Consider the following 20,178-nt stretch of genomic DNA (forward strand, 5'->3'; position numbering starts at 1 on the left):
GACTGCGACTGGGGGCGAGAATCATGCCGGGCCTGGCTGGCCAAAGCCCCAATTATCGGGGCGTGAAGATAGTAACGGGGCGTACCGGAGACGCCATCGGCGCGCTGTCTTCGCGACGGAGCACAGGTTCAAACGGACGCCGGGAGCGGCCGAGTCTTTTGGGTGCTCGCCATCGGGTCCGATGACCATCCGCTTTCCGGCGCAACTGGCGCCGTTTGCGGGGGCAAGCAGCCGCTCGTGGATGCGTTCGACGACGATTGGCTGGATTGACTACCTCTGCCAGCCTCTCGCCGACTTAGCTTTAACTTGGCGGGCGACCGGTTGTGGGCACGCTAACTCATTGATTCTGATGAATTGGCCGCGTTAATTTTAATTTTCGTTTTTATGCGGCCAAAGACCTGCGGCTGCGCAGAACTGGAGCCATTTTTCGTCGCGTACTCCGCCCAGGCCGGTCGTTGTAGTCATACTCAGAAAAAGGTCCCGGTTGTTGCGGGCTTGCTCGAGAAGGTATCCGAACCCGCCAGGCACATCCCTACAGAACTCGTGCAGCGCGGCCATAGCGTCGGCATCAGTCGCGCCGACGCCAAGGTGCGCGAGACCTTCCAGAAACATGAACAGGTTTCCTTCCTCCATGACATAGCCGGAAGCAATCACACGCCTAGCTCGTTCTCTCCAGATTTCGATTGCGTGCTCGATAGCGTTGATGTCAGCTACGAAACGTTCGGCGCTGGAGAGTTCACTCTCCCTGCTACCGCGAACTAGGCGATATGCCGCGCCGACCTTGCACAGCAGGTCGTATCCATAGACGAGCGGCACGGTGCTTACAAACTCGACGAGGATGAATTCCGTATCGTCGTCCGCGACGAATCGCATGCAGTTGGCGACGAACTCGGCGACCGCGCGGCTGAGGCCACGCATCGATGATTGCCCCCGCCTCTCGTCTACACAGACAAACATCAATTCTTCGATGACTCCAACGCCGTCTACCTGCGTGGCGGTGCTCAGGTGAGCGGTGAGTTGCTCGACCATGTGGGCCGCTGTGGTGCAGTCCATGTCGCGGAATGCGTCAGCGAACCCGTTTGGGTAAGCCAACATCCGGTGCGCGTCGGCGGCAGCCAGATTGATTCGCCTTGGAAGAGGCACATCTGCTCGGAGCTCGTCCGCAATCATTCTCTTTCTCACTAAGGTCGGGGCTCTTGCGCTAGCGCCTCATCAGGACAAAGAATATATTCAGTCACGCGGTTGTGCAGAACTGTACAGTTCTGTTTGTTTGGGGCGTGTCGTCGACGTATCGACCAACAACACCGCGTCTGGCCGAACGCAGAACCCGCTTTCGGTAGGTTGAGAAAGGAGCGATGCTATCCCGGGGGCCTTCTCCTCTCCCGTTTTGCTACTCGTTTAACATTTTGTCGATTGCCTCCGCGTAGACGACCATTGAGTTTTTCAAGCTTGCGGGACTGCCCAGTTGTAGGCGGAGGTGGTATTTCCCGTTCGGGAAGCAAGATTTTCCACCAGAGAATCGGCTGAAACCCATCCGTAGCAAGTGTCGCCTCGTACTCGCGCAGCCTCCGAATACTCGGGAATTGGTCTACAGCCCAGCTGACAAGTCGGCGTGCGGACGTCTCATCGACAGTCCGATACAGTTCCGCAACCGTTAAAGCACCTGCTGCACCGAGGAGAGCGCCAACATCTAAGTGTCCCGACTCGTAGCGGCGCCGAAAGTATGCGAGAAGCAATGCTTCACAGGACTGTGCTGACCAGTCAGGAAGACGCCCCTCGAAAACGTACAAGAAAAAGCTCTCGGACGAGGGAGTGGAGAGCTCCGGAATGAATCTCTTAACACGCTCGAACGATTTGCTCCGTTCCGCCCCAGGCATGCAATGGCAAAAGAGATAGTGCAGTGTTAGCATCGGCCGACGCTGCTCTGGCTTTGCTAGCGACGGGAGAAGAGATTCAATCTTTGCAGTTACACCACGTATATCCGTTACTGGCATGCTAGGGTCGAGCAGGCTTCGCTCTACCTCCGAGAAGAACGCGTTCAGGTATACGCGCATCGTGTTGATGAGGAATCTGCCTTTAAGAACGAGGGTGAGTTTAAGGCGCCAATAAAAGCTCCTAACGTGCTACTGTTTGCAACCCACGATTCACTCGCACTTAGAGTGGGGCCATCCGATATTTGAAGAAAGCATTCGAGACAGCGAGTTATCTTCGACATCTGTCGAGCGACCCATGGTTCAGCTCCTCGTGTCGCGCTGTCGATTGCGCTCAGCGCTTTTTCGGTCAGCTTCACGAATGGGAAGTCTAGGTACGCAGAGATGTCGCGGATAATTGGCTCAGTCATGACGGACCACCTAGATAGAACGGGGCTCATCATGCCTATGACTCAAAAGAGGGTCCAATTCGGAGTATTTATCAGCTAATCTATTCTCGATAGTTGTTTGCTATTAATGTTATATTGCGATACAACAAAACTATAATTTTGTGTAGCGAGTGTATCGGCGTCGATTAAAGTGCGCGATGACCATCAACCATATCGTTAGGCGGGTTATGTTGACCGCTCAGCGGGATTAAAGGGGGCGACTCGAATGCCACGATGCGTGTAGCTGGAGTCCGACAAAGGACTGTGAAGAACCATAGGGCTAGTTTCCCGTTCGCAACGGTCTAAGCTCTGCTTTCCAAGGCTCTTTGGTTTGCGTGTCAGAAGTTCCTTCTCCTTGATAATTGTCAAGGCACTTTCGTTAGGCTCAAAGCCCGGAGACTCAACTCTGGCTTGGCTCCCGTGCGTTTGACCAACCGCCACCAAAAAGCGAACCGTCGGGCTCGTCCAGAAACAGCACGCCGAGGTGCGCCAGCGTGATCTCGCCCGGTTGCGGCGGGTTGCGGCCGCCGACCAGCGCGGCGGCGCTCGACGAGTGGTGCGGCGAGCGGAACGGGCGCCGCCGCCACTGCGCGGGCGAGAAGCCGATGCGGCTCGCGGAAAGGAGCGCCGCCGACGTCAGCGCCTCGTCGTCGGTCAGCGGCGGCAGGAGGCCTGGCAGTCGCGCGGCGAGCATCGACTTGCCCGCGCCGGGTGGCCCGATCATCAGCATGTGATGCCCGCCCGCGGCGGCGACTTCGAGCGCGCGCCGGGCGCCGCGCTGGCCGACGACGTCCGCGAGATCGGGCGCGGCCGGCGCCGGCACGCTGTCGAGGCAGGGCGCCGCGACCGGCGCGAGCCGGGCATCCGGCGCACCGGCCAGGTGCGCGCATAGCGCGGGCAGGTCGGGCGCGCCGAACACGGTGACACCCGGAACCAGCGCGGCCTCGGCCGCACTGTCGAGCGGCAGGTACAGCTCGGGCGGGTGCGACAGGGCGGTCGCGCCGGATATCACGTCGCAATCGACGCCGGATCGGCGGCTGGAACCAAGCCCGGAACCAAGGCTCGCTCCGGCATCCCTCTCGCGCCAGTCCCGCGCCGCGCCGCACGCCATCGCGAACGCCCCGCGCATCGGCCGCAGCGCGCCGGTCAGCGACAGTTCGCCTGCGAATTCGCGGCCGGCCAGCGCGTCGGCCGGGAGTTGCCCGTTCGCGGCGAGGATGCCGAGCGCGATCGGCAGGTCGAAGCGGCCCGACTCCTTCGGCAGGTCGGCCGGCGCGAGATTGACGGTGATGCGCCTGACGGGGAAGTCGAATCCGCAGTTCTGCAGCGCGGCGCGCACGCGCTCGCGGCTTTCGCGGACTTCGAGATCAGGCAGGCCGACGATCGAGAACGACGGCAACCCGTTGGCGAGATGGACTTCGACGGTGACGTCCGGCGCGCGGCCGGCCGCCGGCGCGCGACTGCGCACCACGGCGAGCGACATGGCGAGGCTCCTGTAAATGAATCGGACGGGTAACGGCCGTTCGGGGCCGCATCCCGCGGAAATCGGAGGAATCGGTGCGCGCTTGCCGGCGTGGCGCGGGAAAGAACGAGGAACGACGAACAGCGAAGAGCGAGGAACAGCGAAGAGCGGGGGACTGCGAAGAACGACGGAACGGCTGACTGGCTGGCTGACTTCCGGGTGTCAGGCGCGGGCCGCACGTGGCGGCCCGCGCCCGGACCTGTCGGTCGGGTGGGGCGTCAGGCCTGGGACGCTGCGAGCTTCTGCTCGAGTTCCGCGACGCGCTTCTCGAGTTCCTCGAGACGCACGCGGGTACGGGCGAGCACCTGTGCCTGCGTGTCGAACTCCTCGCGCGTGACGAGATCGAGCTTCGAGAAGCCTTGCGACAGCATGGCCTTCACGTTGCGCTCGACATCCTTGGCCGGCGAGTTTTTCAGCAGGTCGCTGACGCGCGACTGCAGGTCGTTGAAAACATCGCTGGGTTGCTTCATGAGATTTCCCTTCCTTGCACAAAAAATGTGCATCTTCAGTTGCGTACACGCCCATGATGCACGCATGACCGGAAATGGTGCGCCCGCGGCGCGAATTCCGGGCATGGCGCCCGCATGGGTGAATGGCCCGGTGAGCCGGGACGTGCGTGCACTCTAGCAACGATCCTTTCGGCGCGCCAGCAAACCTGGGCCACATTGGCCATTCGGCCGGGCTTCCGCACCTTTCAGCGCACGATGCGACCCCGTTTAAGAGCCGTTCGAGGCGGTGCTCGCACGAACATGGCATGCGAGTTGCTGAGAAGAGGCCGTTACACCATTCCAACCAATTCGACGGGACCACCCAGCGAGAGGACTTCATGAAACTGATTACCGCAATCATCAAGCCGTTCAAGCTCGATGAGACGCGCGAAGCGCTCTCCGCGCTCGGCGTCTCCGGCATCACGGTGACGGAGGTGAAAGGGTTCGGGCGCCAGAAGGGGCACACCGAGCTGTACCGGGGCGCCGAATACGTGGTCGATTTCCTGCCGAAGATGAAGATCGAGGCGGCCGTGTCCGACGATCTGGTCGACCAGGCGGTCGAGGCGATCGAGCGGGCCGCGCGCACCGGCAAGATCGGCGACGGGAAGATCTTCGTCACGCCGATCGAGCAGGTGATCCGGATCCGGACCGGGGAGACCGGCGCTGACGCGCTGTAACAGACAAAGACAAGCGACAAGAGGAAACCCGAGATGCGCAAACTTCTGATGTCCCTGCTGATGGCAGGCTCGCTGATCGCGGCCGGCGTCGGCCCCGCGCTCGCCGACGACGCGGCCTCCGCCGCGGCTGCGTCCGCGCCCGCCGCCACGGCTTCCGATGCATCGGCAGCCGCCGCGCCCGCCGCTTCGGCGCCGGCCGCCACGGACGCATCGGCACCTGCCGCTGCTGCCGCACCCGCTTCGGGCGCCGCGGACGCATCGGCTGCCGCCGCCGCGTCCGCGCCGGCCGCACCCGCCGCACCGACCGAGCCGTTCTCGGTCGATTCGTCGAAGATCAGCGCCGGCGACACCGCGTGGATGCTGACGTCCACCGCGCTCGTGCTGTTCATGACGATCCCCGGCCTCGCGCTGTTCTACGCGGGCATGGTCCGCAAGAAGAACGTGCTCGCGACCGTGATGCAGAGCTTCGCGATCACCGCGGTGATCACGGTGCTGTGGACGGTGGTCGGCTACAGCCTCGCGTTCACGCCGGGCAACGGCTTCATCGGCGGCTTGTCGCGCGCGTTCCTGCACGGGATGACCTACGTGAAGGGCGACAAGGCGACCACGCTGACCGTCAGCCACCTGGCGACGACGATCCCGGAATCGGTCTACTTCGTCTACCAGATGACGTTCGCGATCATCACGCCGGCGCTGATCTGCGGCGCGTTCGCCGACCGGATGAAGTTCTCGGCGATGCTCGTGTTCATGACGCTCTGGTCGCTGATCGTCTATGTGCCGATCGCGCACATGGTGTGGGAGCCGACCGGCTGGCTGTCGGCGGACGGCGTGCTCGACTTCGCGGGCGGCACCGTCGTGCACATCAACGCCGGTATCGCGGGCCTCGTGTCGTGCCTGATGCTCGGCAAGCGCGTCGGCTTCGGCCGTGAATCGATGGCCCCGCACAACCTCGTGCTGACGATGATCGGCGGCTCGATGCTGTGGGTCGGCTGGTTCGGCTTCAACGCGGGTTCCGCTGTCGCGGCCGACGGCCGTGCCGGCTTCGCGATGCTGACGACGCAAGTCGCGACGGCGTGCGCGGCGCTCGGCTGGATGTTCGCGGAGTGGCTCTCGCACGGCAAGCCGTCGGTGCTCGGCATCGTGTCGGGCGCGGTCGCGGGCCTCGTCGCGATCACGCCGGCCGCCGGCTTCGTCGGCGTGACGGGCGCACTCGTGATCGGCATCGCGGCCGGCGTCGTGTGCTTCTGGTCGGCGACGTGGCTCAAGTCGAAACTCGGCTACGACGATTCGCTCGACGCATTCGGCGTGCACGGCGTGGGCGGGATTCTCGGCGCGCTGCTGACCGGCGTGTTCGCGATCAAGGACATCGGCGGCGCCGACGGCAGCCTGCTGCTGCAGGCGAAGGGCGTGCTGATCACGCTGGTGTACAGCGGCGTGCTGAGCTTCGTGCTGCTGAAGCTGATCGACCTGACGATCGGCCTGCGCGTGACCGAAGAGGAAGAGCGCGAAGGTCTCGACGTGGTGCTGCACGGCGAGCATGTCGAATAAGTCATAAGGATGAAGCGGGCCGCCGCGCAGACGGCGCCCGCCACGAATGAGCGCAGCGATTTCGGCCCGCCCACCCGGCGGGCTTTTTTTTCTACCGCCTCCTGCTGCCGTAGCGCATAACCCTTCGACCTATCGGGTCAATAGCCGAAAACTTCCTCCAAACCCTTGCGAAGCCGGGAACAATCCCCAAATGGGCAGGGCAATTGCTCTACAATCTTCATTCTCCCGCTCGCGAGTGATTCATGGTTCCCCACCTCGTTACCGCGTTGAACGGTCCGCTGCTCGAGCTCGAGCAGAAGATCCTCGACGCGACGCCTGCGATCGAACGCTGGTTCAGGCTCGAATGGCAGGAACACACCCCGCCGTTCTATTGTTCGGTGGACCTGCGCAACGCCGGCTTCAAGCTGGCGCCCGTCGACGCGAACCTGTTCCCCGGCGCGTTCAATAATCTGCCATCCGAAGTGCTGCCGCTCGCCGTCCAGGCCGCGATGGCCGCGATCGAGAAGATCTGCCCGGACGCGAAGAACCTGCTCGTGATTCCCGAGCTGCCGACCCGCAACGCGTTCTACCTGGAAAACGTCGCGCGGCTCGCGACGATCATGCGCCAGGCCGGCCTGAACGTGCGCTTCGGCTCGCTCGACCCCAGCATCACCGACATGACACCGATCACGCTGGCCGACGGCCAGAAGATCGTGCTTGAACCGCTCGAGCGTTCGCAGCGCCGCCTCGGCCTGAAGAATTTCGATCCGTGCTCGATCCTGCTGAACAACGACCTGTCGGCGGGGATTCCCGCCGTGCTGGAAAACCTGCACGAGCAGTACCTGCTGCCGCCGCTGCACGCTGGCTGGGCCGTGCGCCGCAAGTCGACGCACTTCTCGTGCTACGACGACGTCGCCAAGAAGTTCGCGAAGATGGTCGGCGTCGATCCGTGGATGGTGAATCCGTATTTCGCGCATGTCGAAGGCGTCGACTGGCAGGCGCATGAAGGCGAGCAGGCGCTCGCCGACGCGATCGACGGCGTGCTGAAGAAGGTCGCGCGCAAGTACCGCGAATACGGGATCAGCGAAAAGCCGTACGTCGTCGTGAAGGCCGACGCGGGTACCGCCGGGCGCGGCGTGATGACCGTGCACGATGCGGCCGAGATCGGCCGCATGTCGAAGGCCGAGCGCGCGCAGATGGCCGAGTCGAAGGCTGGCCTCGCGGTGCGCGACGTGATCGTGCAGGAAGGTGTCTATACGTTCGAGCGCGTCGGCGACGAAGTCGCGGAACCGGTCGTGTACATGATCGACCGCTACGTGGTCGGCGGTTTCTACCGCACGCACGCCGGCCGCGAGCGCGACCAGAACCTGAACGCGCCCGGCATGCACTACGTGCCGCTCGGCTTCGAGCACACCGCGCTGCCGGATGCCGGCGCGAAGCCGGGCGCCGCGCCGCCGAACCGTTTCTACATGTATGGCGTCGTCGCGCGCCTGTCGCTGATCGCGTCGTCGATCGAACTGGAAAAGACCGATCCCGAAGCCATCCAGGTGTAACGGCTTCGCTACGTACAGGACCCGCATGGACATTCTCTTTATCGCCGACCCGCTCGAGCGCTTCAAGATCTACAAGGATTCGACCTACGCGATGATGGCGGAGGCCGCGCGGCGCGGGCATGCGGTGTACGCGTGCCAGCCGCACCAGCTCGCGTGGACGGGCTCGGGCGTCGAGGCGGACGTGCAGCGCGTGGCGATCGTCGGCGACACGGCCGACCTGCATCGCCATCCGTGGTACGAGGCGGCCGCGCACGAATCGCGTCAGCTGACGTCGTTCGGCGCGGTGCTGATGCGCAAGGATCCGCCGTTCGACATGGAGTATGTGACGGCCACCTGGATGCTCGAACTTGCCGAGCGTGCAGGCGCACGCGTGTTCAACAAGCCTCAGTCGATCCGCGATCACTCGGAGAAGCTGGCGATCGGCGAGTTTCCGCAGTTCGTCGCGCCGACGCTCGTCACGCGCGACGCCGCGCGCTTGCGTGCGTTCCACGCCGAGCATGGCGACGTGATCGTGAAGCCGCTCGACGGGATGGGCGGGATGGGCGTGTTTCGCGTGAAGGCCGACGGGATGAATCTCGGTGCGATCATCGAGATGCTCGGCCATGACGGCACGCGCTCGCTGATGATCCAGAAGTTCATTCCCGAGATCAAGGCAGGCGACAAACGCATTCTGCTGATCGCGGGCGAGCCGGTGCCGTATTCGCTCGCGCGGATCCCGCAGGGCAGCGAGGTGCGCGGCAATCTCGCCGCGGGCGGGCTCGGCGTCGCGCAGCCGCTGACGCCGCGCGACCGCGAGATCGCCGAGGCGCTCGGGCCGGTGCTCGCCGCGCGCGGGCTGCTGCTGGTCGGGCTCGACGCGATCGGCGACTGGCTGACCGAGGTGAACGTGACGAGCCCGACGTGCTTCCGCGAAATCATGGAGCAGACGGGTTTCGACGTCGCCGCGATGTTCATTGACGCGCTGGAGCGGGCGGCCGCGTAGCCCGCTTCCCGCGCAACCCCGGCGGCGGCCGCGCAGGTCCCCCGTCGCCGGAGCGGTTCGACCGGCCTGCTACAATGCCCGCTTGCCCGGTGCCGCGACCAGCGCGCCGAAGGCCCGGCGGTCGGGCCGAAACCGTTGCAAGGTTGAACATGAAACGATTCCCACACTCGCTATGCTCGTTGCCCTGTTGCGGGGCGTCGGCCCGCCAGGGGCGGCCGGGGGCAGTCTGACATGGCCGGGATTCTGATCATCGCGCACGCGCCACTTGCCACCGCGCTGCGGGACTGCATCGCGCACATCTACGGCGGCGTGCCCGCGCGCATCGGCTGCATCGACGTGCTGGCGGACAGCGACCCCACCCAGGTGATGGCGTTCGCGCACGCGGAGCTCGCGCGTCTCAGGGAAGAGAACGGCGTCGTCGTGCTGACCGACATGTACGGCGCGACGCCCGCGAACATCGCGGGCCAGCTCGCGAAGCTCGACAACGTGCGCGTGCTGGCGGGCGTGAACCTGCCGATGCTGGTGCGCGCCGTCTGCTACCGTACCGTGCCGCTCGACAAGCTCGTCGACAAGGCGTTGTCCGGCGGCGCGAAGGGCGTCCACGAGGTGTCGGCCGGTACGCCGCCGCCGCCGTCGGAAACCGGCTGCGGCCAGTGCGCGCCGATTCCGCCCGAGCCGCAACCGCGCACCGAATCGCACTGACCGTCCCGTTTTCCGTTTTAGACCGACCCGCCGACGCACGTCGCCGGCGGCCTCGACCGACCCGACCGAGAATCATGCTTCAACAAGAAACCACCATCGTCAACAAATTGGGGCTCCATGCACGCGCATCGGCCAAGCTTACGCAACTGGCCGGCAACTTCCAGGCGGAAGTCTGGATGACGCGCAACGGACGCAAGATCAACGCGAAGAGCATCATGGGCGTGATGATGCTCGCGGCGGGCATCGGCAGCAGCGTGACGATCGAGACCGAAGGTCCCGACGAGCGCGAGGCGATGGACGCACTGCTCAAGCTGATCGCGGACAAGTTCGGCGAAGGTCAGTGATCCGGGCCACCCCAGGATCGTTGCCGTTTCGAAGCAGAATGCCGCGTTTGTCGCGGCATTTTTTTCGTCCGCAGCATTGATGCGGAAACCGCAATGCTGCGCTGCATGCAGTCAGCACGGAGGTGCGGAATTTATAATCGCTAACCGGGGTCATAAGCGCATCGCAGCAGTGTGCCGCGGCTTTACATGTACAGAGGAGGTGCGCGTGTCCTTCACGCTGCATGGCATTCCCGTCTCACGTGGTATCGCGATCGGGCGAGCGTATCTGATCGCGCCGGCGGCGCTCGACGTCGCCCATTACCTGGTCGAGGCGAACCAGATCGACGCAGAGGTCGCGCGTTTCAATACGGCGCGCGAGGTCGTGCATCGCGAACTCGAGGCGCTGCGCGCCGACCTGACCGACGACACCCCGACCGAAGTGGGCGCGTTCATCGACGTGCACGCGATGATCCTGAGCGACGCGATGCTCGTGCAGGAAACCATCGACCTGGTCCGCACGCGACGCTACAACGTCGAATGGGCGCTGACCGAGCAGCTCGAGCTGCTCACGCGCCACTTCGACGACATCGAAGATGAATACCTGCGCGAGCGCAAGGCCGACATCGAACAGGTGGTCGAGCGCGTGCTGAAGGCGCTCGCCGGTGCGCCGTCGGCGTCGCAGGCGCTCGATCGCGCGGCCGCGCACGGCCAGAACGAGATGATCGTCGTCGCACACGACATCGCGCCGGCCGACATGATGCAGTTCAAGTCGCAGTCGTTCCAGGCGTTCGTCACCGATCTCGGCGGCCGCACGTCGCACACGGCGATCGTCGCGCGCAGCCTCGGCATTCCGGCCGCGGTCGGCGTCCAGCATGCGAGTTCGCTGATCCGCCAGGACGACCTGATCATCGTCGACGGCGACCAGGGGATCGTGATCGTCGATCCCGCGCCGATCGTCCTCGAGGAATATTCGTACCGCCAGTCCGAGAAGCTGCTCGAGCAACGCAAGCTGCAGCGCCTGAAGTTCTCGCCGACGCAGACCTTGTGCGGCACGAAGATCGAGCTGTACGCGAACATCGAGCTGCCCGACGACGCGAAGGCGGCCGTCGAGGCCGGCGCGGTCGGCGTCGGGCTGTTCCGCTCCGAGTTCCTGTTCATGCATCAAAAGGAGATGCCGGAGGAGGAGGAGCAGTTCGCCGCGTACAAGCGCGCCGTCGAGTGGATGAAGGGCATGCCGGTGACGATCCGCACGATCGACGTCGGCGCGGACAAGCCGCTCGAGGCGCTCGACGAGGGCTACGAGACGGCGCCGAACCCGGCGCTCGGCCTGCGTGCGATCCGCTGGAGCCTGTCGGAGCCGCAGATGTTCCTCACGCAGCTGCGTGCGATCCTGCGCGCGTCCGCGTTCGGGCAGGTGAAGATCCTGATCCCGATGCTCGCGCACGCGCAGGAGATCGACCAGACGCTCGACCTGATCCGCGAGGCGAAGCGCCAGCTCGACGACGCGGGGCTCGCGTACGACCCGAATGTCCGCATCGGCGCGATGATCGAGATCCCGGCCGCCGCGATCGCGCTGCCGCTGTTCCTGAAGCGCTTCGATTTCCTGTCGATCGGCACGAACGACCTGATCCAGTACACGCTCGCGATCGACCGCGCGGACAACGCGGTCGCGCACCTGTACGACCCGCTGCATCCGGCGGTGCTGCACCTGATCTCGTACACGCTGCGCGAGGCGAAGCGCGCGGGCGTGTCGGTGTCGGTGTGCGGGGAGATGGCGGGCGATCCGGCGCTCACTCGCCTGTTGCTCGGGATGGGGCTCACCGAGTTCTCGATGCACCCGAGCCAGTTGCTGGTCGTGAAGCAGGAGATCCTGCGTGCGCACCTGAAGGCGCTCGAGAAGCCGACGGCCGACGTGCTGGCCGCGTTCGAGCCGGAGGAAGTGCAGGCGGCGCTCAAGCGCCTGTCGGTCGCGGAGCCGCGCGCGGACGCGGCCGCCTAGGCGGCGCGGCTGCACCGCGGAACCGTCGCGCGTCGCGAAGGTAGCAAAACGTCACGCATGCGCCGTTCGGCGCATGCATCCCGCGCGCGTCAGTGCCGGCCCTGGCACACAGGGCAGTCGGCCTGGCGCGCGATCTTCATGGTCGTCCATTCCATCCGCAGCGAATCGAGCATCATGAGCCGCCCGTTGAGCGTCGTGCCGATCGCGCCGATCACGCGCAGCGCTTCCGCGGCCTGCATCGCGCCGATGATCCCGACCGTCGGTGCGAACACGCCCATCGTCGCGCATGCGACTTCCTCGAACGGCTGGTCTTCCGGGAACACGCACGCGTAGCAGGGGGCGGCCGGGTCGCGGAAGTCGAACGTACTGATCTGACCGTCGAAGCGCAGCGCGGCGCCCGACACGAGCGGTACGCCGTGCGCGACGCACGCACGGTTGATCGCATGGCGCGTCGCGAAGTTGTCGGTGCAGTCGAGCACGACGGTTGCCTGCGGTACGTGCTCGTCGAGCCATGCATCGTCGACGCGCGCCGCGACCGCATGCACGGTCACTTCCGGGTTCAGCTGCGCGAGTGCGTCGCGCCCCGATTCGACCTTGCTGCGGCCGACCGACGCCGTCACGTGCAGGATCTGCCGCTGCAGGTTCGTGAGGTCGACCGTGTCGGCGTCGACGAGCGTGATCGTGCCGACGCCGGACGCCGCGAGATACATCGCGGCCGGCGAACCGAGACCGCCGGCGCCGACGACGATCGCATGCGCGTCGAGGAAGCGCTGCTGCGCCTCGATGCCGATTTCGTCGACGAGGATGTGGCGGGAGTAGCGGAGGAGTTGATCGTCGTTCATGTGGGAAAGCGTGAGCGAGGCGGGACGTGCCGGATATCGGTCTATTCTAGGCGCACATGAAAAACGGGCCATCGCGGTCTTCCCGCGATGGCCCGTCGGATGCCGGCCGGCGCTTACTGCGGTGCCGATGCGGGCTTGGGTGCGGCCGCCTTCGCGCCCGACGCCTTCGCGGCGGACGCGGCCTTGCCGGCCGGGCTCTTCGCCGTGTTCTCGGCGAGCAGCGACTTCGATTCCTGCACCGGCTTGCCCTCGAGCTTGTTGAGCGCCTGCTGCATCATGAAGTCGTCGGCGCTGCCGAACTCGATCGGCTTGCGATCGCGGTCCTTCTGGCGTTGCTCCGGCGTCTTCTTGTCGTTCTGCTCCTCGAGGACGCGCAGCTGGTCCATCCGGCGCTGCTCGCGCACTTCCTGTTCCTTCTTCTCGTTCGGATCCTGCGTGTTCGCGAGGTGGTTCGTGTAGTCGACCTCGCGCGTCACGAGCACGTCGTCCGGATCACCGTCCGCATACTGATCGACCGGCACGTCGGGCGTGATGCCCTTGTTCTGGATCGAACGGCCGCTCGGCGTGTAGTAGTAGGCGGTCGTCAGGCGCAGCGCGGTGTCGGCCGTCATCGGACGGACCGTCTGCACCGAGCCCTTGCCAAACGTCGTCTTGCCCATGATCTGCGCGCGCTTCGAGTCCTGCAGCGCGCCGGCGACGATTTCCGACGCGGACGCCGAATACGCGTTCGTCAGCACGACTATCGGCACGGTCTTGAAGATCGGCGGCAGGCTCTTCAGCGGATCGCCGTCGAAGGACGGCAGGCGGTAATTGTCGTAGGTATCGCGGTAGACCTGCTTCGAATCCGGGATCTGGCCGTTGGTCGACACGACGACGGAGTCGGGCGGCAGGAACGCGCCGGCGACGCCGACCGCGCTCTGCAGCAGGCCGCCGCCGTTGTTGCGCAGGTCGACGATCAGGCCCTTCAGGTTCGGCTGCTGGCGTGCGATGTCCTGCAGCTTCGCGGCGAGATCGGGCGTCGTGCGCTCCTGGAAGCTCGTGATCCGGATATATGCGTAGCCCGGGTCGAGCAGCTTCATCTTCACGCTCTGGACCTTGATGATCGCGCGCGTGACCGTGATCGGGAACGTGCGGTCATCGCTCTTGCGGAAGATCGTCAGCGTGACCTTGGTGCCCGGCTCGCCGCGCATCTGCTTGACGGCCTTGTCGAGCGTCATGCCGCGCACGGGCTTGTCGTTGATGCGCGTGATCAGGTCGCCCGGACGGATGCCGGCGCGGAACGCGGGCGTATCCTCGATCGGCGAGATCACCTTGACGAGGCCGTCTTCCTGCGAGATCTCGATGCCGAGACCCGCGAAGCGGCCCTTGGTCTGCTCCTGCAGCTCGTCATAGTCGGTCTTGTCGAGGAACGACGAGTGCGGGTCGAGGCTCGACACCATGCCCTTGATCGCCGCCGTCAGCAGCTTCTTGTCGTCGACCGGCTCGACGTACTCGCGCTTGATCTGGCCGAACACTTCCGCGAACAGGCGGAGCTGGTCGAGGGGAAGCGGTGCCGTGGCGGTCTGCTCGGCCGACGCCGAAACCTGCAGCGTGGCGAATACGCCCGTGGCGAGGCCCGCGGCAATCAGGCCGATGTTCTTCAATTTCATTCGCATAGAGAGTCTGGTGCGGTCGGGAAGCGCGTGGCGGTAGCGGGGATGTAGCGGACAAGTATAACTGTTCGTCCGATGACCCAGTGGAACGGTGCGAATTGGCCCCGGAGCCCGGGTCCCGGCGGGGTGCCGCCGGACGCGCTGCGGATTCGAAAGCGGATTCGACAGCACCGGGGCCGCGAAGGTTCGCGTCGCTTGCCGGGGCCGCCGGGCAGGCCGCGCGCGACGCGGCCTGCCCGGCTTGACGGGTATCAGCCCGCCTTGCCCTGCTTCGCGACGGCGGCCTGCGCCTTCGCGATCGCGTCCTGGTCGCCCAGGTAGTAGTGCGTGATCGGCTTCAGGTCCTCGTCGAGCTCATACACGAGCGGCACGCCGTTCGGAATGTTCAGGCCGACGATGTCGCTGTCCGAGATGCCGTCGAGGTACTTGATCAGCGCGCGCAGCGAGTTGCCGTGCGCGGCGATCAGCACCTGCTTGCCCGCCCGGACGGCCGGCGCGATCGACTCGTTCCACAGCGGCAGCACGCGCGCGACCGTGTCCTTCAGGCACTCGGTGAGCGGCAGTTGCTCGCGCGGCACCTTTGCGTAGCGCGGGTCGCTGAACGGCGCGCGTTCGTCGGTCGGCTCGAGTGCCGGCGGCGGCGTGTCGTAGCTGCGGCGCCACACGAGCACCTGGTCGTCGCCGAACTGGGCGGCCGTTTCCGCCTTGTTCAGACCCGACAGCGCGCCGTAGTGGCGCTCGTTCAGGCGCCACGAGTGGACGACCGGCAGGTACATCAGGTCCATCTTGTCCTGCACGTGCCACAGCGTGCGGATCGCGCGCTTGAGCACCGACGTGTACGCGATGTCGAACGTGTAGCCGGCCTCCTTGAGCAATTCGCCGGCCTGGTAGGCCTCGTTGCGACCCTGTTCGGTCAGGTCGACGTCGACCCAGCCGGTGAAGCGGTTTTCCTTGTTCCACGTCGATTCGCCGTGGCGGATGAGAACGAGTTTGTACATGGATCTTGCGGTCGGTAGTGAAGGAAGCGGGGCGCGTCGCACGGTACCCGGTGCGGGTCCGCCATCGCGCAAGACGGTTATTTTATAATGGCGGGATTGTCCTTTTCCGATTTCTCTTTTTCCGGCGGAATTCCGTGAAGTTCTTTACCGATTACACGAACCTGGCCCTTATCGCGATCCTGCTGGTTTCGGGCGGCCTGCTCGCATGGCCGGCACTGCGTCGCGGCCGTGGCGGCCTGTCGGCCGCGGAGGCGACGCAACTCATCAATCGCCGCAACGCGGTCGTGATCGACCTGCGTGCCGCGTCCGACTTCGCCGCCGGCCACCTGCCGTCGGCGCGCCAGGTCGCCGCCGGCGAGATCGGCGCGAAAATCGCGCAGGTCGCGAAAAACAAGAGCACCCCCGTGCTGCTCGTCTGCCAGAACGGCCAGCAGTCGCAGAAGGCGGCGCGCGAGGTCGAGGCGGCAGGCTATGCCGAGGTACACGTGCTCGAGGGCGGCGTCGCCGCGTGGCAGCAGGCCGGGATGCCGGTCGTCAAACAAGGAGTGGCGAAGTGAGCAAGGTTTTGATGTACAGCACGCAGGTGTGTCCGTATTGCATTCAGGCCGAGCGCCTGTTGAAGCTGCGCGGCGTCGAGCAGATCGAAAAGGTGCTGATCGACCGCGATCCGGCCCGCCGTGAGGAAATGATGACGCGCACGGGCCGTCGCACGGTGCCGCAGATCTATATCGGCGACACGCACGTCGGCGGTTACGACGATCTGTCGAAGCTCGACCGCGAAGGCGGGCTCGCGCCGCTTCTGCAAGCGGCCTGATTAGGGCAGAATGGCCGCCGGCCGCGTCTCGGCTCGAGCGCGCAGGATTCAACCGAGGTGGCCGGCGTGAAGCCGGGCCGCCCCGTCACCACTTTTAGGGAAACACCATGTCCGACGTCGAAAACCAACCGTTCTTCAACATCCAGCGCGTCTACCTGAAGGATATGTCGCTCGAGCAGCCGAATTCGCCGGCGATCTTCCTCGAGCAGGACATGCCGTCGGTTGAAGTCGAAGTCGACGTCAAGGCGGAACGCCTCGCGGAAAGTGTGTTCGAAGTCGTCGTGTCGGGTACCGTCACCGCGAAGGTGAAGGACAAGGTCGCGTTCCTGATCGAAGCGAAGCAGGCCGGCATTTTCGACATTCGCAACATTCCCGACGAACAGCTCGACCCGCTCGTCGGCATCGCCTGCCCGACGATCCTGTTCCCGTACCTGCGCTCGAACATCGCCGACGCGATCACGCGTGCGGGCTTCCCGCCGATCCACCTGGCGGAAATCAACTTCCAGGCGCTGTACGAGCAGCGTCTCGCGCAGCTTCAGCAGCAGCAGGCCGGTGCGGCAGGCGCGCCGAACGGCACGACGCTGAACTGACGTTTCACTCCGGACCGGTGCTGGGTATGAAAGTAGCCGTTCTCGGCGCCGGTGCCTGGGGCACCGCGCTCGCGGGCCATCTGGCCGCGCGGCACGATACGCTTCTCTGGGCGCGCGACGCCGCGCTGATCGCCGGGCTGCAGGCCCGGCACGAAAATTCCCGCTATCTGGACGGCATCGCGTTGCCCGATGCGCTGCGCTACGACGCCGATCTCGGCGCCGCGCTCGCGCATGGCGCCGCGGACGACGCGCTGTGCGTGATCGCGGCACCCGTGGCGGGCTTGCGCACGCTGTTCGGCGCGATGCGCGACGCGGGCTGCGTGCCCGCGCATGTCGTGTGGGTCTGCAAGGGCTTCGAGGCCGACACGCACCTGCTGCCGCACCAGGTGATCGCGGCCGAGCTGCCGGGGCAGCACAGCAACGGCGTGCTGTCGGGGCCGAGCTTTGCCCGCGAGGTCGGGCTCGGGCTGCCCGTCGCGTTGACGGTCGCGAGCACGTCCGCCGAATGCCGCGAGCGCACGCTCGCCGCGTTCCATCACGGCGCGATGCGGATCTACACGGGTGACGACGTGGTCGGCGTCGAGGTCGGCGGCGCGGTGAAGAACGTGCTGGCGATCGCGACCGGCATCGCCGACGGCCTCGGGCTCGGGCTGAATGCGCGCGCCGCGCTGGTCACGCGCGGCCTCGCCGAAATGTCACGCCTCGGCGTCGCGCTCGGCGGCCGTGCGGAAACCTTCACGGGCCTCACTGGCCTCGGCGACCTGATTCTCACCGCGACGGGCGATCTGTCGCGCAATCGCACGGTCGGCCTGCAGCTGGCGGCCGGCCGCTCGCTGAACGACATCCTCGGTGCCCTCGGCCACGTGGCCGAAGGTGTGCGCTGCGCGCAGGCCGTGCTCGCGCTCGCGCGTGCGCAATCGATCGAAATGCCGATCACCGAAGCCGTATGCGGCGTGCTGTTCGACAGCGTCGCACCGCGCGATGCGGTCAGCGGCCTGCTGCGGCGCGACGCGCGCGCCGAATAACACCGACGAATTACGCCGATTTTTGCGGCTGGGCGCGCTCGCGCAAAGCGGGCGGCGCCAAAGCGCACTACGCTTGAACAGTCTCCGGCGTTTCGGGAGGGTGTCATGCTGCAGATCGGTTCCACCACGTTCGACGTGCAACTCGTCGACATCACGACGCTCGACGTCGACGCGATCGTCAATGCCGCGAACGGTTCGCTGCTCGGCGGCGGAGGGGTCGACGGCGCGATTCATCGCGCGGCCGGCCCGGGCCTCCTGGCCGAATGCCGCACGCTCGGCGGCTGCGAGACCGGCGACGCGAAGCTCACGCGCGGCCACGGGCTGCCGGCCCGGTACGTGATTCATGCGGTCGGCCCGGTGTGGCACGGCGGCGGGCGCGGCGAGTCCGAACTGCTCGCGGCCTGCTACCGGCGCGCGATCGAACTGGCCGAGGAGGTGGCAGCGACCTCGATCGCATTCCCGGCGATCAGTTGCGGCGTGTATCGCTATCCGGCCGACGAAGCCGTCGACATCGCGGTCGGCACGGTCGCCGAAATGCTGCCGCAGGCGCCCAACCTCGCACGCGTGGTGTTCGCGTGCTTTTCATCCGACATCTACGACCTGTATCGCGCGCGGCTCGCGCGGATCTAGCGCGCCCGGCCGCGCGGCGCGGGCCGTGCGGACGCGTCAGGCGCCTCCTTCGAAACCGGCCTGGCGCCACGCCTCGAACACGACCACGGCCACCGTGTTCGACAGGTTCAGGCTGCGGTTGCCCGGCCGCATCGGCAGGCGCACGCGCTGTTCGTTCGGGAAACGTTCGAGCAGTTCGGCCGGCAGGCCGCGTGTTTCCGAGCCGAACACGAACCAGTCGCCCGGCACGAATGCATGGTCGTGGAAGCGGCCCGAGCCGCGGGTCGTGAACGCGAACATTCGCGCGGGATCGGGTGCTTCGGCCGCGACGAACGCGTCCCAGTCGCGGTGCACGCGCATTTGCGCGTACTCGTGATAGTCGAGGCCCGCGCGGCGCATCTTCGCGTCGTCGAGCGGAAAGCCGAGCGGCTCGATCAGATGCAGGCGCGCGCCGGTGTTGGCGCACAGGCGGATCACGTTGCCGGTGTTCGGCGGAATTTCGGGGGCGACGAGGACGACGTTGAACATGGTTGGGTCTGGCTGGGCCGGCCGGGGCGGAGCAATGTGCTGTCCTTCCCGGCCGGCCGGTTCGTGACGGCCGTCGCCGCGTGCGTGCGGCCGGCCTCTATCTAATTAATCCCTGGCGGTGCGCAGCGCAACCAGATTCGTCACGCGCGCGGCACCCGCCGCCTTCAATGCCTGCGCGGCCGCCGCGAGCGTCGCGCCGGACGTCATCACGTCGTCGACGAGCGCCACGTGGCGGCCGGTGAGGTCGCCCGTCACCGCGAACGCCGCGAGCACGTTGTCGCGCCGCGCGCGCCGGTCGAGCCGCGACTGCGGCGCGGTCTCGGCCACGCGTGCAAGCAGCGCCGCGTCGGCACGCACGCCGAGCCGGCGCGCAAGCGGCCGCGCGATCGCCCACGCCTGGTTGTAGCCGCGCGCGACCAGCCGCCCGTGCGACAGCGGCACCGGCGCGATCACGTCGAAGTCTCCCGCGGCGCGCATCGCGTCCGTGTCGTCGACCCGCTGCGCGAGCCGGGCCGCGAATTCCGCGCCCAGCGCGAGCCGCGCATGAAACTTCAGGCCGCGCGCGAGTCCGTCGAGCGGCGCGCGGTAATCGGCGAGCGCGAGCGTCGCGTCGAACGGCGGCGGCGTCGCGCGGCACGCGTCGCACCGGTAAGCGGACGCCGGGCCGGCGTCACCGTGCCGGCCGCGGTCTCCGCGCGGCCGCGGCCGCCCCACACCCAGCGGCACCGCGCAGACGTCGCAGCGCAGCCGCGCTTCGTTCCAGTACGCGGTGTCGCAGGCACTGCAAATCACCGTGTGTGACAAATTGCCGCACAGCGCGCACCGATTCGGCAACGCGAGCGCGACGACGCGCACGGCCAGCGCTCGAACCTGCGACAAAACGACGCGCATCGGGCGCGGGGTGGAACTGCGATTCATCGCGAACACTCCTGGCGGCCCCGTCTCGCTGAAGGCTGCGAGGCGAGCGAGTATACTTCGGGCTCTTCGC

General features: G+C 66.1%; 19 protein-coding genes and 1 pseudogene. 12 read left to right on the plus strand and 8 right to left on the minus strand.

Features of this window, described 5'->3' with window-relative positions; translation table 11 throughout:
• Window positions 1-369 precede the first annotated feature (369 nt).
• The 3 genes and pseudogenes from DIE23_RS31505 to DIE23_RS31515 all read right to left on the minus strand — a co-directional run bounded on the left by DIE23_RS31505 (window position 370) and on the right by DIE23_RS31515 (window position 4,351).
• Window positions 370-1,170, minus strand: coding sequence for a hypothetical protein (locus DIE23_RS31505; protein ID WP_124615770.1), 801 nt, complete (start codon window positions 1,168-1,170; stop codon window positions 370-372).
• A 1,649-nt stretch (window positions 1,171-2,819) separates the two neighbouring features.
• Window positions 2,820-3,842 (minus strand): annotated as a pseudogene (locus tag DIE23_RS31510) (YifB family Mg chelatase-like AAA ATPase); the annotation flags it as partial.
• A 257-nt stretch (window positions 3,843-4,099) separates the two neighbouring features.
• Window positions 4,100-4,351: an accessory factor UbiK family protein gene (locus tag DIE23_RS31515; RefSeq protein ID WP_006398174.1), complete on the minus strand. Its 252-nt coding sequence runs from the start codon at window positions 4,349-4,351 to the stop codon at window positions 4,100-4,102.
• Between the two features lie 356 nt (window positions 4,352-4,707).
• On the opposite strand from DIE23_RS31515, the gene DIE23_RS31520 reads away from it, so the two are divergent.
• From DIE23_RS31520 to ptsP, 7 genes are all read left to right on the plus strand, one after another.
• Window positions 4,708-5,046: a P-II family nitrogen regulator gene (locus tag DIE23_RS31520; RefSeq protein ID WP_006398175.1), complete on the plus strand. Its 339-nt coding sequence runs from the start codon at window positions 4,708-4,710 to the stop codon at window positions 5,044-5,046.
• A gap of 33 nt (window positions 5,047-5,079) precedes the next feature.
• A complete protein-coding gene (locus DIE23_RS31525) occupies window positions 5,080-6,594 on the plus strand; it encodes an ammonium transporter (protein ID WP_124615774.1) in 1,515 nt (504 codons plus the stop codon).
• A gap of 242 nt (window positions 6,595-6,836) precedes the next feature.
• Window positions 6,837-8,126: a glutamate--cysteine ligase gene (gshA, locus tag DIE23_RS31530; RefSeq protein ID WP_124615776.1), complete on the plus strand. Its 1,290-nt coding sequence runs from the start codon at window positions 6,837-6,839 to the stop codon at window positions 8,124-8,126.
• Between the two features lie 25 nt (window positions 8,127-8,151).
• Window positions 8,152-9,108 (plus strand): glutathione synthase, encoded by a 957-nt coding sequence (gshB, locus tag DIE23_RS31535; protein WP_124615778.1) that lies wholly within the window; start codon window positions 8,152-8,154, stop codon window positions 9,106-9,108.
• A gap of 231 nt (window positions 9,109-9,339) precedes the next feature.
• The gene (locus DIE23_RS31540) at window positions 9,340-9,810 is read left to right on the plus strand and encodes a PTS sugar transporter subunit IIA (RefSeq protein WP_044848229.1); all 471 of its coding nucleotides are present in this window, start codon (window positions 9,340-9,342) and stop codon (window positions 9,808-9,810) included.
• A gap of 74 nt (window positions 9,811-9,884) precedes the next feature.
• A complete protein-coding gene (locus tag DIE23_RS31545) occupies window positions 9,885-10,154 on the plus strand; it encodes an HPr family phosphocarrier protein (RefSeq protein ID WP_124615780.1) in 270 nt (89 codons plus the stop codon).
• Window positions 10,155-10,359: 205 nt separating this feature from the next.
• A complete protein-coding gene (gene ptsP, locus DIE23_RS31550; RefSeq protein WP_124615782.1) occupies window positions 10,360-12,132 on the plus strand; it encodes a phosphoenolpyruvate--protein phosphotransferase in 1,773 nt (590 codons plus the stop codon).
• An 89-nt stretch (window positions 12,133-12,221) separates the two neighbouring features.
• Here ptsP and DIE23_RS31555 read toward each other — a convergent pair whose 3' ends face one another.
• From DIE23_RS31555 to gpmA, 3 genes are all read right to left on the minus strand, one after another.
• Complete coding sequence (locus DIE23_RS31555) at window positions 12,222-12,974, minus strand: HesA/MoeB/ThiF family protein (protein ID WP_124615784.1); 753 nt, start codon at window positions 12,972-12,974, stop codon at window positions 12,222-12,224.
• A gap of 113 nt (window positions 12,975-13,087) precedes the next feature.
• Window positions 13,088-14,629: a S41 family peptidase gene (locus tag DIE23_RS31560; protein WP_124615786.1), complete on the minus strand. Its 1,542-nt coding sequence runs from the start codon at window positions 14,627-14,629 to the stop codon at window positions 13,088-13,090.
• 248 nt (window positions 14,630-14,877) lie between these two features.
• Window positions 14,878-15,624 (minus strand): 2,3-diphosphoglycerate-dependent phosphoglycerate mutase, encoded by a 747-nt coding sequence (gpmA, locus tag DIE23_RS31565; RefSeq protein ID WP_124615788.1) that lies wholly within the window; start codon window positions 15,622-15,624, stop codon window positions 14,878-14,880.
• 134 nt (window positions 15,625-15,758) lie between these two features.
• Here gpmA and DIE23_RS31570 point away from each other — a divergent pair, with 134 nt between their 5' ends.
• The 5 genes from DIE23_RS31570 to DIE23_RS31590 all read left to right on the plus strand — a co-directional run bounded on the left by DIE23_RS31570 (window position 15,759) and on the right by DIE23_RS31590 (window position 18,683).
• Window positions 15,759-16,181, plus strand: a complete 423-nt coding sequence (locus DIE23_RS31570; RefSeq protein WP_124615790.1) for a rhodanese-like domain-containing protein — start codon at window positions 15,759-15,761, stop codon at window positions 16,179-16,181.
• Window positions 16,178-16,438, plus strand: coding sequence for a glutaredoxin 3 (gene grxC, locus DIE23_RS31575; protein ID WP_124615792.1), 261 nt, complete (start codon window positions 16,178-16,180; stop codon window positions 16,436-16,438). The genes DIE23_RS31570 and grxC overlap by 4 nt, the downstream gene beginning before the upstream one ends.
• Window positions 16,439-16,545: 107 nt before the next feature.
• Complete coding sequence (gene secB / locus DIE23_RS31580; RefSeq protein WP_014895954.1) at window positions 16,546-17,028, plus strand: protein-export chaperone SecB; 483 nt, start codon at window positions 16,546-16,548, stop codon at window positions 17,026-17,028.
• A 26-nt stretch (window positions 17,029-17,054) separates the two neighbouring features.
• Window positions 17,055-18,053, plus strand: coding sequence for an NAD(P)H-dependent glycerol-3-phosphate dehydrogenase (locus tag DIE23_RS31585; RefSeq protein ID WP_057926483.1), 999 nt, complete (start codon window positions 17,055-17,057; stop codon window positions 18,051-18,053).
• A 105-nt stretch (window positions 18,054-18,158) separates the two neighbouring features.
• Entirely contained in the window at window positions 18,159-18,683 is a 525-nt protein-coding gene (locus DIE23_RS31590) for an O-acetyl-ADP-ribose deacetylase (RefSeq protein ID WP_124615794.1), read from the plus strand.
• A 36-nt stretch (window positions 18,684-18,719) separates the two neighbouring features.
• On the opposite strand, the gene trmL is transcribed toward DIE23_RS31590, so the two are convergent.
• Entirely contained in the window at window positions 18,720-19,190 is a 471-nt protein-coding gene (gene trmL, locus DIE23_RS31595; protein ID WP_057926485.1) for a tRNA (uridine(34)/cytosine(34)/5-carboxymethylaminomethyluridine(34)-2'-O)-methyltransferase TrmL, read from the minus strand.
• Window positions 19,191-19,295: 105 nt separating this feature from the next.
• Entirely contained in the window at window positions 19,296-20,108 is an 813-nt protein-coding gene (locus DIE23_RS31600) for a ComF family protein (RefSeq protein ID WP_124615795.1), read from the minus strand.
• Window positions 20,109-20,178: the final 70 nt, after the last annotated feature.

The organism is Burkholderia sp. Bp9143 (assembly GCF_003853645.1).
GTDB lineage: Bacteria > Pseudomonadota > Gammaproteobacteria > Burkholderiales > Burkholderiaceae > Burkholderia.

Bases quoted from the DNA above. Each gene is read 5' to 3' on its own strand.
- DIE23_RS31505 (WP_124615770.1), bottom strand. From the start codon at position 1,170: ATGATTGCGGACGAGCTCCGAGCAGATGTGCCTCTTCCAAGGCGAATC.
- DIE23_RS31515 (WP_006398174.1), bottom strand. From the start codon at position 4,351: ATGAAGCAACCCAGCGATGTTTTCAACGACCTGCAGTCGCGCGTCAGC.
- DIE23_RS31520 (WP_006398175.1), top strand. From the start codon at position 4,708: ATGAAACTGATTACCGCAATCATCAAGCCGTTCAAGCTCGATGAGACG.
- DIE23_RS31525 (WP_124615774.1), top strand. From the start codon at position 5,080: ATGCGCAAACTTCTGATGTCCCTGCTGATGGCAGGCTCGCTGATCGCG.
- gshA (WP_124615776.1), top strand. From the start codon at position 6,837: ATGGTTCCCCACCTCGTTACCGCGTTGAACGGTCCGCTGCTCGAGCTC.
- gshB (WP_124615778.1), top strand. From the start codon at position 8,152: ATGGACATTCTCTTTATCGCCGACCCGCTCGAGCGCTTCAAGATCTAC.
- DIE23_RS31540 (WP_044848229.1), top strand. From the start codon at position 9,340: ATGGCCGGGATTCTGATCATCGCGCACGCGCCACTTGCCACCGCGCTG.
- DIE23_RS31545 (WP_124615780.1), top strand. From the start codon at position 9,885: ATGCTTCAACAAGAAACCACCATCGTCAACAAATTGGGGCTCCATGCA.
- DIE23_RS31555 (WP_124615784.1), bottom strand. From the start codon at position 12,974: ATGAACGACGATCAACTCCTCCGCTACTCCCGCCACATCCTCGTCGAC.
- DIE23_RS31560 (WP_124615786.1), bottom strand. From the start codon at position 14,629: ATGCGAATGAAATTGAAGAACATCGGCCTGATTGCCGCGGGCCTCGCC.
- gpmA (WP_124615788.1), bottom strand. From the start codon at position 15,624: ATGTACAAACTCGTTCTCATCCGCCACGGCGAATCGACGTGGAACAAG.
- secB (WP_014895954.1), top strand. From the start codon at position 16,546: ATGTCCGACGTCGAAAACCAACCGTTCTTCAACATCCAGCGCGTCTAC.
- DIE23_RS31585 (WP_057926483.1), top strand. From the start codon at position 17,055: ATGAAAGTAGCCGTTCTCGGCGCCGGTGCCTGGGGCACCGCGCTCGCG.
- DIE23_RS31590 (WP_124615794.1), top strand. From the start codon at position 18,159: ATGCTGCAGATCGGTTCCACCACGTTCGACGTGCAACTCGTCGACATC.
- trmL (WP_057926485.1), bottom strand. From the start codon at position 19,190: ATGTTCAACGTCGTCCTCGTCGCCCCCGAAATTCCGCCGAACACCGGC.
- DIE23_RS31600 (WP_124615795.1), bottom strand. From the start codon at position 20,108: ATGAATCGCAGTTCCACCCCGCGCCCGATGCGCGTCGTTTTGTCGCAG.